This window comes from Sulfurirhabdus autotrophica (assembly GCF_004346685.1).
Taxonomy (GTDB): domain Bacteria; phylum Pseudomonadota; class Gammaproteobacteria; order Burkholderiales; family SMCO01; genus Sulfurirhabdus; species Sulfurirhabdus autotrophica.
The window spans coordinates 40,156-53,631 of record NZ_SMCO01000022.1 but is presented as its reverse complement, the minus strand read 5'-3'; the positions used below and the strand labels follow the sequence as shown (position 1 = coordinate 53,631).

Below are 13,476 nucleotides of genomic sequence, written 5' to 3'. Positions count from 1 at the left end.
AAACTGAATATCGCTTTAATCATCGTCGTGATAATCTTTACCTTGGACTACTCAAATTGTTGAGACTAAACCCGCTTTAACTTCCTAAGACCCTAAAAATATCATTCAAAATGGCATCACGATTCAATCTGCAAAACATTGTGGCGAAGTTCCTATTCAAAACAGACGGCTTTGTACCAGACATCATCATCGCCCATCCCGGCTGGGGAGAAGCGCTGTACGTCAAAGACATCTACCCGGATACCCCGCTGCTCAGCCACTTTGAATTCTACTACCATGCAGAAGGTGCCGATGCCAACTTCGACCCGGAATACCCCTTAAGCCTGGATGGCCGCACCCGTATACGCACCCGCAACGCGCTGCATCTGCTCAACCTGGAAACCTGCGATGCCGGTGTCAGCCCCACCCAATGGCAAAAGCAGTTGCATCCACAGGGCTACCACCACAAAATCACCCGGATACATGAAGGCATCGATACCAGCCTGGTGAAACCAGCGCCCGGCCAAACCTTCACCCTGCCCAACGGCAAAGTGCTAACCCAGCAAGACCAAGTCATCACCTACGTCTCGCGCAATTTGGAACCCTACCGCGGGTTCCATCAGTTCATGCGTGCCGTGCCCGAAATCTGCCGGCGCCACCCCAACAGCCAGATCGTCATCGTGGGGGGAGATGAAGTCAGCTACGGCCAGAAACTACCCAACAACCAAACCTGGCGGGAAAAACTGTTACAAGAAATCAGCATCGACCCGCACCGCGTGCACTTCCTGGGTAAAATCCCCTATGCCCACTATCTGGCACTGCTGCAAGTCTCCACCGCCCACATCTATCTCACCGTCCCCTTCGTCCTCTCCTGGTCCATGCTCGAAGCCATGGCAGCAGGGTGCCTGGTGATTGGATCCGATACCGCCCCGGTGCGTGAAGTACTGCAACACGGCAAAAACGGGCTATTGGTGGATTTCTTCTCCCCGCAACAGATAGCGGATGCGGTAGATGAAGTGCTGGGGCACCCGGACCGCATGCATTCCATCAGGCAGGCAGCACGGCAAACCATTGTGGAGCAGTACGAAGTGCAGCAATCCCTCAGGCAATATCAGGCAGTGATTAGTTGTTTGTTAAGGCCGGTGGTGCAGGGTGTGAACAGCCGGTAGGGATGTGATGTGGACGTTGGGTTGGCATGAGCCTATACACACGAAGATATTGAGTAGGGCAGAGTAGTGAAATTTTTGAGAAGGAAATATGTAAAAAATGAAAAAGATGGGAAATAGATCTGCAGGTTGGGTTTGGCAATACAACCTGCGCGTTCTTAATGGAACCAATGGCATGAATGGTATGTGGAAGGAGTTGGCATAAATGTTTCTATTATTTCCATTTTTATTGCTGGGATATTTGTTGCTAGGACTTGCTGTCAGTCGTGCAGGTACTCGGTGGGCTGGTAGGCGGTTTCAATCCAGACTTGTACCTTGGGTAGTGTTCGTCGTGCTATTTACGGTGTTTTTCGGTGATGAAATTTACGGCTACTGGCACTGGCAATACTTGTGCAGAAGCGAGGGTGGACTGCATGTGTATAAGAGTGTTCCGGTGGAGGGGTTTTTCATCAATGACAATAGTGTAGGCGTTGGAACTGCTAGGGAATATTTGAAGCCAATTTATGGTGAACGAAGTGGTCTTTATAAGTTTGTAGAAGGTCGAAATGACGGCCACCTTCATAGATATAGTGCCGGTTCTAAGGGGGAATTTGATATTCAAGATGAGGTGATTGATAAGCCATCAGTCCTATATGCGATGTCTGAACAATCAATCGTTAGCAGACCGAACTATATATGGTCGGTTGAGAGATCAATTTACAACATGACTAACCAAGAGCGTATGGGTATTGCCCGCAGCTTTGGATATCAGGGCAGCACAATAATTAGATTTCTTCGAGTAATCACTGGAGCTAACAAAGAAGGATCAGCCAACTATTGCGGTGATACCAGAGGTTTTATCGAAGCCGTTATTCCCCCTATTCAGTAAATAAGGAAGCAATACCATGATTAACTCGATTTCTAAGTATTTTGAATATGCACAGCTTGCGCAAGCTTCTTATGCGAGGTTTTTTTCAAAAGGATCAAGAAAAGATGAACTGACGGAGGTAAACAGGGGAGATTTTACTGATAAACAGGCCGATGAATTTTTGAGCCAGCCCGCGTAGATACTGTTATCCAAGTCACCCCCATACAAAATTAGATCAAAATATTGTCAGATAGTTTCTTTCCTCCCTGACTTGCTGGAAGCCTTGTTTTCATAGAAAACTTTCAACTCCCCACGCAAGGCTTTTACATCTTCCCTTAGCGCCTTGATATCCCGATGCATCTCACGCCGCAATACCTTTTCTTCTTCCCCGACAAAAAATGCTGACAAGCTGGCAGTGACCACAGATAGCATGGTGAACCCCAGCACTACCATCATTACTGCAAACACACGCGAAGCATTGGTGGTGGGGACAATATCACCATAGCCGACCGTTGCACCTGAAGTAAAAGCCAGCCATAACCCTTGTGAATAGGAATGCACTGTCGGTTCCAGCCAAAAAAACCCCGCCCCTGCCAGCGCGAGGGTTACCGCCCCCCACCCAAGTAAATAAGGTATAGCCGTTGGTGCGTATAATTTGCGCAATGACCCGAGCACACGAGCCAGCAACAAGGAAACGTAGGCCAGCCGCAGCAACCGAACCAAGGGAATCCATTCCGCCTCTACCCCGACGAAACTCATTGCCGCACCAAATATAATCAGCAAATCCAGCCAGTTGTACATTACATAGGTTAACTTCTGGCGGGTTAAATAAAGCATCCAGCCGAGTTCCGCTACAAATGCTGTCAATATAATGCTATCCAGCACTTGCCCGATTACACTGAGCAATCCGGATTGGTGACTCACCTCCAGATAAAATGCCGGAAGGGCCAGCAAGGCCACACCCACCATTACCCAATGCAGCTTGCGCTCCCAAATATGGGCTTCTGGGTTTTCACGAGGTGGCACGCCCCCCATCCCTATAAAAATTCGATAATTACGGCCCATATTTCTCTTTCATCTCGTTCATGATTACCCACATTTTAAACTTCCTATTATCGTATTTTTAACCCTTGCCAGTACTTATCGGCAATTCAAAATAAAAACACGCCCCCTGCCCCTCTTCCGATTCAAACCCGACGACACCGTGCATGCCCTCCATCAACTCTTTGCTTATGGCCAGGCCAAGACCGGTCCCTCCTTTTTGTCGCGTATCAGATGAATCCGCCTGAGAAAATTTCTGGAAAATGCGCTCCCGGAATGCCGCGGGGACGCCTTCCCCATGGTCTGTCACTTCAACTCTTACCGCATCTCCTGCTTTGCGTACTGCAATTTCAACCTCTCCGCCCCGTGGTGAAAATTTCGCTGCATTGGAGAGAAAATTATTCAACACCTGTATCAATCTGCTGCCTTCAACTCGCACTTCCACTTCTTCCCGCGATACAAGCTTAAAATTGACTTGATATTTCTCTCCATAGGCGTGAATAGCTTCTATGGTTTGCTCCACCAGTGGCATCAGGGGCTGCTCTGTCAATTCAAGCTTCATTTTGCCTGCTACCAGCTTGTCCATATCCAGCAGATCATTAATCAATGATGCAAGGCGAAGACTATTCTTATGCGCCAAATCAACCATCTGTTTGACCTGTTCGGGATTTCCATTCAGCGCACCACCAGCAAGCAAACCCAGCGCACCACTTATGGAGGTAAGCGGTGTACGCAACTCATGGCTCACGGTGGAAACGAATTCACTCTTCATTCGATCGATACGTTTACGTTCGGTAATATCACGCACCACACAGATAAATAGTGGTTGCTCGTGGTGGAAGCTATGGGAAACTGCAAGGTCTATCGGAAAAGCACTGCCATCCTTGCGCTGACCAACCATTTCCCTGACCTTTCCAGATATACGTGTGGTACCGGTTTTACGGAAGTTGTCCAGATAGTCATCGTATTCTTCATGGAATTGTTCCGGCATGAGCACTTTAAAGATCTTTCCGATAATTTCATTAGCCTGATAGCCAAAAATGGTTTCGGCTGCACGATTAAATGACTGAACCCTCCCACTTTGATCAATCGTGACGATGCCATCCACAACATTATCGAGAATAATGCGCAACTCGTTAGTGCGTTCATCCACAATTTTCTGAACTTTTCCGGTATGGCCGGTTATCAGAAGCAACAGGGCACCCAGCATACCTGTGAACAACAATCCGCCGGCCAATGTTGCCCACGCTTGCCAGGCACGATGCATGACCAGATAGTGGGGTAATGGCATAAATTCGATTCGCCATGTTCTTCCGCCAATTTCCAGATTGGATGAATGGCCTAGCGCACTTTGAGCGGTGGCTTCGCCCCAGTTTGGCGATTGATAGAGCACCTGCAATGAAGCATCGGGAGCTGCTTCGTCAATCACCCGTAATGCAATATCCCTGCTTGCCAAGCCTTTTGCATGTACGCCCAGCATGTCGCCAACTCTCAGCACGGCGGCGGCATAACCTTGAATATGCTGAGCCCGCTCGGCGGCATTTGTCAGTTTGCCGATTCGGTCATACACAGGTAAAAATATTAAAAAACCGAATTGATCACTTGTATCCTGCACCAGTTTAATTCGACCCGTTGCTACAGCATGCCCCGTATCACGCGCTCGAACCAAAGCATCCAGCCTGACTGGATTGGAAGCAACGTTGTAGCCAAGGGCACTTTCATTTCCTTTAAAAGGTTCAACATAAGCCACTGGAACGTACTCAGCAGCCTTTATTGCAGGTATCACCTTGCTGCTCATATTGCGATCCAGTAACTGAAAACCAGAAAAACCTTCATTTTGGAGCGCAAGCTCAAAGCCGGCTCGATCAACTTCCTTTATAACAGGGAGCCACTCCAAAGCCTGGAGTCCAGGATGTCTCCCAAGCGCCTCATCCACGAAAATACTAAATTGCTGGCGACTCACCTCCCCACCTGAAGCAACAAAGTGGCGCTCAATAGACGCAAGAATTGCCAGATATACTTGCAAATCACTATGCAAAGCAGTCGCAACATTCTTGGTTTCATCTCTGAAATCAGCATGCTGCTGTTGAGATTCCCATGAACTTGCGTGCACAAACAAGGTAATCACGACTGCCAGGGTGAGTAGAAGAGGAAGAGCCACTGAGAGCACACGCTGCTTCCACAACAGTCTTGGTTTTGCTAACGCAATAAATACCAGGGGTGTGGCGATAAATACGCCAATGACGTCACCTACCCACCAGGTCCACCAATTAAAAGCAAAAGCATCTGCTGTAATCGCCCCTGCTGCCATCAAAGTGCTGGTACCAATAACGGAATTTACCAAACAGCTGACCGGACCGCCCAGCATAAAAAATTTAAAAATTTCCCACTCTTCTGCGAGGGGAGTGGGAAAACCAACAAAGCGTCGAATCAGTGCAGCGCCGAACAGCCCTTGCATCGTTGCGCCGATAGCGATAGAGAGCGCGACTAATCCAGTGTGACTGAACACATTTTGAAAATGCGGTGCCATGGACAGATTGAGCGCAAACGAACCAAGCAATACGCCCGGCCAGATTCTATTTCCGTAAAGGAGTAAGGCGGCCAGGGCAAAACCGGCTGGAGGGAAAATAGCGGTTGCGTAACCAGGGGGAATAGCTAGCAGCAGACCCAACCGGCCTGCCAGAAAATACATCAATGCTAGCCCGAAAATCATAGCCAGTCGCTGCGGGGACAACAAGGGGGAGATTAAGTGACCGTTTTCTGTTGTCATTATTGAGTCTTCATTTTTTACCACCCGCCATAAGCTGGGTATTATGCATGAACTGACTGCTTGCTGACTTTGATTTTAAGTTGCGCTCATTTTCACGTCAACGTTTATTGACCATACCAAACTACAGACACATTTTACCAATCCGGCGCCAAGGTATAATGCCTCCACTAATTAAACAGATTTTGACAAAGACCACAAGCTGACCGGACCGCCCAGCATAAAAAATTTAAAAATTTCCCACTCTTCTGCGAGGGGAGTGGGAAAACCAACAAAGCGTCGAATCAGTGCAGCGCCGAACAGCCCTTGCATCGTTGCGCCGATAGCGATAGAGAGCGCGACTAATCCAGTGTGACTGAACACATTTTGAAAATGCGGTGCCATGGACAGATTGAGCGCAAACGAACCAAGCAATACGCCCGGCCAGATTCTATTTCCGTAAAGGAGTAAGGCGGCCAGGGCAAAACCGGCTGGAGGGAAAATAGCGGTTGCGTAACCAGGGGGAATAGCTAGCAGCAGACCCAACCGGCCTGCCAGAAAATACATCAATGCTAGCCCGAAAATCATAGCCAGTCGCTGCGGGGACAACAAGGGGGAGATTAAGTGACCGTTTTCTGTTGTCATTATTGAGTCTTCATTTTTTACCACCCGCCATAAGCTGGGTATTATGCATGAACTGACTGCTTGCTGACTTTGATTTTAAGTTGCGCTCATTTTCACGTCAACGTTTATTGACCATACCAAACTACAGACACATTTTACCAATCCGGCGCCAAGGTATAATGCCTCCACTAATTAAACAGATTTTGACAAAGACCACAAAATGAAAGCATTACTGCGTATTGCCCATTTGATAGACTACTTGAACGAGCGTGTCGGACATTCAGTTTACTGGCTGATTCTGGTTACTGTACTCATTAGTACGGGCAATGCCATTAGTCGAAAACTGTTCAACGTCAGCTCCAACGCCTTTCTGGAAATACAGTGGTATCTTTTTTCAGCTGTCTTTCTGCTTGCTGCCGGATACACCCTGAAACAAAACGAACATGTGCGGGTGGATGTGATTAGCGGACGATTCAGCAAACGCACGCAGGCTTGGCTGGATATCTTTGGGGGCCTATTTTTTCTGCTACCCATGTCACTGATTATTCTTTATTACAGCTGGCCTTTTTTCACCCACTCTCTGTTATCCCAAGAGTGGTCTGGTAACCCAGGCGGGCTGATTCTCTGGCCAGCAAAAGCACTTATCCCGGCGGGTTTTCTTTTACTGCTGTTACAAGGCATTGCCGAGATCATCAAACGCATTGGCTTTTTGCTGGGAATCGAACCACCAGAACCCCCATCTCACCCGCCACTCAGCGAATTCATGGATGCCTCTCAAAAAGAAGGGGAAGCGTAATGTCTGCGAGCATGATGGCACCGCTAATGTTTGCCTCACTGGTAATCTTTCTGTTGATTGGTTACCCGGTGGCATTTTCCCTTGCGGCCAATGGCCTGTTATTCGGCTGGATTGCCATCCAGCTTGGATTATTCACACCGGAATTGCTGGGTGCCCTGCCACAACGCATTTACGGCATCATGCAAAACGAAACCCTCCTGGCTATTCCATTTTTCACCTTCATGGGCCTGATTCTGGAACGCAGCGGCATGGCAGAGGACCTGCTGGAGACCGTAGGACAGTTATTCGGGCCATTACGTGGCGGACTTGCCTTTGCCGTGGTGCTGGTAGGCGCACTATTGGGGGCCACCACCGGCGTGGTAGCCGCTTCGGTGATTTCCATGGGATTGATATCCCTGCCAATCATGCTGCGCTACGGCTATGATCGCCGCCTCGCTTCGGGTGTCATTGCCGCCAGCGGCACACTCGCACAAATCCTGCCGCCCAGCTTGGTGCTCATTGTATTGGCTGACCAACTGGGAAGATCGGTTGGCGATATGTACAGCGCTGCCCTGCTTCCCGGCTTGGCACTTACCGGCTTTTATGCCGCCTACGTACTGGGCATATCCTTGCTTAAACCGGCTATGGCACCTGCACTGCCACCAGAGGCCAGGACATTGAAAGGATTTGCGCTACTGCGTAAAGTTTTATTCACGTTAGTCCCTCCGTTATTTCTCGTTTTTCTAGTACTCGGCACGATCTTCCTCGGCATTGCCACCCCCACCGAAGGCGGTGCAATGGGTGCGTCAGGCGCACTGATACTGGCACTCATCAACAAACGACTCAATCTCAGTATGCTTAAACAAGCCATGAACACGACTGCGAAACTGTCATCATTCGTGATGTTTATTCTGATTGGCTCCACCGTGTTCAGCCTGGTTTTCCGTGGTGTGAATGGTGACCAGTGGGTAGAGCACCTGCTAACCGGTTTGCCTGGCGGTCAACTTGGATTTCTGGTGGTAGTGAATATCCTGATTTTTGTTTTGGCATTTTTTCTGGATTTTTTTGAACTTGCTTTCATTCTTGTGCCTTTGCTGGCTCCAGTCGCGAGCTTACTGGGGATAGACCTGATCTGGTTTGGCATATTGCTCGCAGTCAACATGCAAACCTCTTTCATGCACCCGCCATTTGGCTTTGCACTCTTCTTTCTGCGCAGCGTTGCACCTAAGGACGACTATCTGGACAAAATGACAGGCAAGTCCATTGCTAAAGTCACCACTCCCCAGATTTATTGGGGAGCAATACCATTTATCTTTATTCAGATCATCATGGTGGGACTCATTATCGCTTTCCCTAATCTGGTCACGGTAGAACAAAAGAAAGTATCGGCAAATACACCGCTAAAAATTGAGTTACCGGTACAGCGTTATGACGCGCCAACAGAGGCACCTGAATTTACATTCAGTAACGATGGAGAAGGCACTAAATGACAGGAAAAAGACGAAGGTAAATAGCCTGATAGCATAGAAACTATGCTTTTCTTGCTCTGCGCCTCCGCGCCTCTGCGGTTAACTGTTTTAGATGGAAGCAAACCTTAACCACAGCCGATATCAAGCATGTGCCTGCCTGACATCATTCCCTTTTCCAGGTTTGCTGAAAAACGGGATATTCACCCGAGTTACTTGACGTTGTTAAAGGTGAAGTTTGCGTATGTCGCTTCAGCCACACGGAACCACTGAAATTCGTCATTACGGAAACGCTTCCAGGAAGCGTATATCTTATTAAAAGCAGGGTTTTTAGCCGCTTCTTCGTTATATAACTTATTGGCTTCTTTGAGTGCAGCTTCCATGACATCTTTGGGAAATGGGTGCAGCTTGGCTCCGCCTTTTAACAACCGACCCAATGCAGCCGGATTCTTGGCATCGTATTCAGCAAGCATGATCAGGTTGGCTTCTGCGGCTGCCACTTCAAAGGCTTCCTGATAGAGTGGTGGAAGCTTGTCCCATTCTTTCTGGTTGACGATGAAAGACAGATTCGCTGATCCTTCCCAGAAACCGGGATAATAATAATGTTTGGCCACCTTATAGAGTCCCAGTTTTTCATCATCGTAAGGACCCACCCACTCAGCTGCATCGATCGTGCCTTTTTCCAATGACGGGTAGACATCTGCACCGGGCAGGGATTGCGGAACCACACCCAATTTGGACATGATCTCGCCACCGATTCCCGGAATGCGCATTTTAAGTCCTTTCAGATCAGCCAGATTTTTGATCTCTTTGCGAAACCATCCGCCCATCTGAGTGCCGGTATTGCCTCCCGGAAAATTGATCAGACCATAACCTTTAAACAGCTCGCGCATCAGTTGCAAACCACCACCAAAATAAAACCAGGCGTTTTGCTGACGGGCGGTTAATCCGAAGGGAAGCGCCGTATCAAAGGCAAAAGCTTTGTTTTTACCCACATAGTAATAGCTGGCAGTATGGCCGCACTGAACAGTATTTTGGCTGACTGCATCCAGAACCTGCAGACCGGGCACCAACTCGCCCCCGGCAAAAACGCGAATTTGAAATTTACCCTGGGTCAGTTTGGAAACACGGTTAGACAGCGTTTCAGCCGCGCCATAAATCGTATCCAGGCTTTTAGGAAAGCTGGATGCCATGCGCCATTGTATTTCAGGCAATGCTTCTTCCTTGGCTAAAGCAGGTACAGCCACCACACTTGCCCCGGTTGCCAGGCTAATACCCGCTTTTTTCAAAAACGAACGTCTTTGCATGCAAACTCTCCCCAAAGTTAAGATTTGATATTTCTCAGCCTTAATAGAAAAAACTGTTTGGTTTTATTCCCCGGCAACCGTCATCCGGTCTACAAGAATCGAGCCGCATTGCTTGGAACCACGGATAAGCACATCGTTACCTACGGCAAGGATACCCTTGAACATATCTTTCAAATTTCCCGCAATGGTAATTTCTTCCACAGGGTACTGAATCTCACCATTTTCCACCCAGAAACCTGCCGCTCCGCGAGAATAATCACCTGTTACCGGATTCACACCATGACCGAGCAATTCAGTCACCAGCAAGCCTTTACCCATCATTTTCAGTAAGCCGGCAAAATCCTGACCTGTACTGGACAAAATCAGGTTATGGTTACCACCCGCATTACCCGTCGTAGCCATACCGAGTTTGCGTGCGGAATAACTACCCAGGAAATAACCTTGTAACACTCCATTGCTGACCACATCGCGCGCATGGGTTGCCACGCCTTCGTTATCAAACGGCGCACTCGCCAAAGCGCCTTTAATATGCGGCAGTTCCTTTAATTCAATGAATGGCGAGAATATTTCCTGACCTAAGCTATCCAGCAAAAATGACGATTTGCGATAAAGGCTGCCGCCGCTGACTGCAGAAACAAAATGCGATAACAATCCGGAAGCCAGTGACGGATCAAACAATACAGGCACCTGCATGGTCTGAAGTTTGCGCGCATCCAGACGACGTACCGTTTTCTCACCAGCGCGCAGCCCAACGCTACGAGCATTATCCAATTCAGCCGCATTGCGTGACGTGGTGTACCAGTAGTCGCGCTGCATGCCTTGCTCGGATTCTGCAATAACGGCGCAACTAATGCTGTGACGCGAAGCCGCATACCCTCCCATGAAGCCCATACTATTCCCATAAATAAAATGGGATTCCTGTGTGCCAACTGTTGCACCTTCGGAATTATTAATGCGCTTATCAACACTTAAAGCGGCAGCTTCACACACTTTTGCCTGTTCGATGGAAGCTTCAACCGACTGCCCCCAGGGATGGTACAAATCCAGATCGGGGATGTTCTTAGCCATAAATTTTTCATCGGCTAATCCGGAAAACTCATCGCTGGCCGTGAATTTGGCAATACTGAGCGCGGCTTTCACCGTATCGTGAATGGCCTGAGGATTCAGGTCAGACGTGCTGGCATGACCGCGTTGCTTACCAATATAAACCGTTACGCCTATTCCCTTGTCACGGTTATACTCTATGGTTTCCACCTCGTCCTGGCGCACAGTCACGCTTTGGCCAAAACCTTCAGACACTTCTGCTTCGCAGGCAGATGCTCCCTGTTTTAAAGCCTGATCAAGGATATCCTGCGTGATTTGCTGTAACGTTTCTTTAGAATAGGAAAAACTGGAATCAGACACAAACACCTCTAAACAGTCAGCATTCAGCGTATGCACCGGTTTATTTCTGACTTCCGGTCGCATATTGCGATTGCTCATTATAATAAAGTCGTTATCATAACAACTTTGCTAACCATTGCGAAACAATGACCAACGAATATACAGAAGAAGATGAGTTTTCTGAAGAAGACTTAGGCCCAAGCAAAACCAAACGCAAGAAAGAAATGCAAGCCTTGCAGGACTTGGGGGGGGCGCTGATCGATCTCAGCAAAGACAAGCTCAAACAATTGGACTTGCCAGAAAACTTGCTCACCGCCGTCATGCAGGCTAAAAAACTGCTAAACGCCAGGGGAGCACAACGTCGGCAACTGCAATACATCGGCAAGCTGATGCGTGAAGTGGATCCAGCACCTATCCAGGCCAAGCTGGATGCCTGGAGCGGTGTATCGAAAGAAGAAACCAACAAGCTCCATCTGCTGGAGCGCTGGCGTGTACGTTTGCTTTCTGATGATTCTGCACTGGGCGAACTAATGAATACCTACCCGGGCGCAGATGCCCAATATCTGCGCACACTCATCAGGAATGCGCATAAAGAACATTTAAACAACAAACCACCCAAAAGTAGCCGCGCGCTGTTTAAAAGCTTGCGTGAAGTCATTCTGGGAACCACAGAACCAGAAGACGAAACTGATGCGCCCACTGAGGATGAAACAGAGTAACATTTTATTTGATTACAACGCCCTGCAGCCAACGGCTGTAGAGCTTATCCGCTACAGCGTTCAAGGCCTTAACCCGCTGCGTTAGTTCCTGCTGCATGATTTCAGGCGTCTGCACTGCAGCACCAGGATTTTCTGCAATCTCATCACTCCCGATATCACACCAGGTTCTGACCATTTCTTCCGTCATTTCAACATGACACTGCATTCCCAGATGCTTACCCATTGCAAATGCCTGATTTGGGCAATAAGCGCTTTCCAATATACGTGTTGTGCCTTCAGGTATGGTAAAGGTCTCACCATGCCAATGAAACGCTGTAAACGTTTTCTGCTCATCACCGAACCATTCGCGTGCATTATCGTTATCCAGCACGCTTGCCTCACCCCAGCCAATCTCCTTGACAGGATTTTTAGTGACTGTACCACCCAGTGCTTTGGCCATTAGCTGACCTCCCAGGCAATGCCCCAATACTGGTATGTCACTTGCCACTGCTTTCCAGATAAGTGCCAGTGAAGACGGTATCCATTTCAAGTCATCATTCACACTCATCGGGCCGCCCATGAAGACAAGCCCACTGAATTGTCTAGGGTCACGAGGTGCCAATGCCCCTTCGTCGATTTTAATTAATTCCACTGGAATGTTTCGTTCAGCCAGAAATGTGGCAATATATCCAGGTCCTTCTGTGGCTGTATGCCGAAAAATTGCAACAGGTTTCATTGATAAAATTATCCTATGCTCAAAAATATACACCACCATTCTATCCTATCTTTGTTGATTTTATTAAGCGTCATGCCCGTTGCACACGCAACCGATGTGAGCGTTACCGGCTTGTTTAGCGGGAAAGCACTGGTTTCTATCAACGGAGGTTCTCCGCGAATGCTCACAGCGGGCGGGAAAATCCAGGATGGCGTTAAATTAATCAGCGCTGACTCCAATTCTGCCAATCTTGAAATCGATGGAAAACGTCAGACTTTATTAATGGGTCAGGGCATTTCCAGTCATGCATCAGAGTCTGAAAAACCGAGCGTTACCATCGTTGCGGATATTCAAGGGCACTTTATGACATCAGGTAGTGTCAACGGTGCTTCAACGAGATTTTTGGTAGATACCGGAGCCAGTACCGTTTCAATGGGAACGGATGAAGCTCGGCGTTTGGGAATCAATTACCTTAAGGGAGAACGCGCATTTACTTCTACTGCCAATGGCATTGCACCGGTGTATAAAGTCATGTTGAATACGGTCAAAATCGGGAATATATCCCTCAATCAAGTGGAAGGCACCATTATTGAGGGTCAGGGACTGCCGATCACTTTGCTTGGAATGAGTTTCCTGAAACGACTGGATATGAAACGCGCGGGTACAACCATGACACTAACCAAGCAATACTAGCCTGGATACTCTCAATCCCGGTTTTCGATGAATTAT

Annotated in this window: 13 protein-coding genes and 1 pseudogene; 8 read left to right on the top strand and 6 right to left on the bottom strand. The window is 48.3% G+C overall.

The window, feature by feature from the left end:
* The 4 genes and pseudogenes from EDC63_RS15840 to EDC63_RS18595 form a co-directional block, all read left to right on the top strand.
* Positions 1–80: pseudogene (locus EDC63_RS15840) on the top strand (IS1595 family transposase); the annotation flags it as partial.
* Positions 81–110: 30 nt separating this feature from the next.
* Complete coding sequence (locus tag EDC63_RS15835) at positions 111–1,148, top strand: glycosyltransferase (protein WP_124946965.1); 1,038 nt, start codon at positions 111–113, stop codon at positions 1,146–1,148.
* Between the two features lie 202 nt (positions 1,149–1,350).
* A complete protein-coding gene (locus tag EDC63_RS15830) occupies positions 1,351–2,013 on the top strand; it encodes a hypothetical protein (RefSeq protein ID WP_124946964.1) in 663 nt (220 codons plus the stop codon).
* A 16-nt stretch (positions 2,014–2,029) separates the two neighbouring features.
* Positions 2,030–2,191, top strand: coding sequence for a hypothetical protein (locus EDC63_RS18595; protein WP_165923018.1), 162 nt, complete (start codon positions 2,030–2,032; stop codon positions 2,189–2,191).
* 47 nt (positions 2,192–2,238) lie between these two features.
* Here EDC63_RS18595 and EDC63_RS15825 read toward each other — a convergent pair whose 3' ends face one another.
* From EDC63_RS15825 to EDC63_RS15815, 3 genes are all read right to left on the bottom strand, one after another.
* The gene (locus EDC63_RS15825) at positions 2,239–3,057 is read right to left on the bottom strand and encodes a potassium channel family protein (protein ID WP_124946963.1); all 819 of its coding nucleotides are present in this window, start codon (positions 3,055–3,057) and stop codon (positions 2,239–2,241) included.
* 58 nt (positions 3,058–3,115) lie between these two features.
* Positions 3,116–5,803 (bottom strand): CHASE domain-containing protein, encoded by a 2,688-nt coding sequence (locus EDC63_RS15820; RefSeq protein WP_132920956.1) that lies wholly within the window; start codon positions 5,801–5,803, stop codon positions 3,116–3,118.
* Positions 5,804–5,974: 171 nt separating this feature from the next.
* Entirely contained in the window at positions 5,975–6,424 is a 450-nt protein-coding gene (locus EDC63_RS15815; RefSeq protein ID WP_132920955.1) for an MASE1 domain-containing protein, read from the bottom strand.
* Positions 6,425–6,623: 199 nt separating this feature from the next.
* Between EDC63_RS15815 and EDC63_RS15810 the strand changes: the two genes are divergently transcribed.
* Positions 6,624–7,199: a TRAP transporter small permease subunit gene (locus EDC63_RS15810; RefSeq protein WP_132920954.1), complete on the top strand. Its 576-nt coding sequence runs from the start codon at positions 6,624–6,626 to the stop codon at positions 7,197–7,199.
* The gene (locus EDC63_RS15805) at positions 7,199–8,668 is read left to right on the top strand and encodes a TRAP transporter large permease (RefSeq protein ID WP_124948247.1); all 1,470 of its coding nucleotides are present in this window, start codon (positions 7,199–7,201) and stop codon (positions 8,666–8,668) included. Before EDC63_RS15810 ends, EDC63_RS15805 begins: the two co-directional genes overlap by 1 nt.
* A gap of 188 nt (positions 8,669–8,856) precedes the next feature.
* Here the strand turns inward: EDC63_RS15805 and EDC63_RS15800 are convergent, their stop codons facing one another.
* Together EDC63_RS15800 and pmbA are read right to left on the bottom strand one after the other, a co-directional pair.
* On the bottom strand, positions 8,857–9,951 hold the full coding sequence (locus EDC63_RS15800) for a TRAP transporter substrate-binding protein (protein ID WP_124948246.1): 1,095 nt from the start codon (positions 9,949–9,951) through the stop codon (positions 8,857–8,859).
* A 63-nt stretch (positions 9,952–10,014) separates the two neighbouring features.
* Complete coding sequence (pmbA, locus tag EDC63_RS15795; protein ID WP_223248493.1) at positions 10,015–11,433, bottom strand: metalloprotease PmbA; 1,419 nt, start codon at positions 11,431–11,433, stop codon at positions 10,015–10,017.
* Positions 11,434–11,480: 47 nt separating this feature from the next.
* Here pmbA and yjgA point away from each other — a divergent pair, with 47 nt between their 5' ends.
* Positions 11,481–12,053, top strand: a complete 573-nt coding sequence (gene yjgA / locus EDC63_RS15790) for a ribosome biogenesis factor YjgA (protein WP_124948245.1) — start codon at positions 11,481–11,483, stop codon at positions 12,051–12,053.
* A gap of 4 nt (positions 12,054–12,057) precedes the next feature.
* Here yjgA and EDC63_RS15785 read toward each other — a convergent pair whose 3' ends face one another.
* Complete coding sequence (locus tag EDC63_RS15785) at positions 12,058–12,768, bottom strand: type 1 glutamine amidotransferase (protein WP_124948244.1); 711 nt, start codon at positions 12,766–12,768, stop codon at positions 12,058–12,060.
* Between the two features lie 15 nt (positions 12,769–12,783).
* Between EDC63_RS15785 and EDC63_RS15780 the strand changes: the two genes are divergently transcribed.
* Positions 12,784–13,440 carry a retropepsin-like aspartic protease family protein gene (locus EDC63_RS15780; protein WP_124948243.1) on the top strand — a complete coding sequence of 219 codons (657 nt, stop codon included), beginning with the start codon at positions 12,784–12,786 and terminating at the stop codon, positions 13,438–13,440.
* The last annotated feature ends 36 nt before the right edge of the window (positions 13,441–13,476 follow it).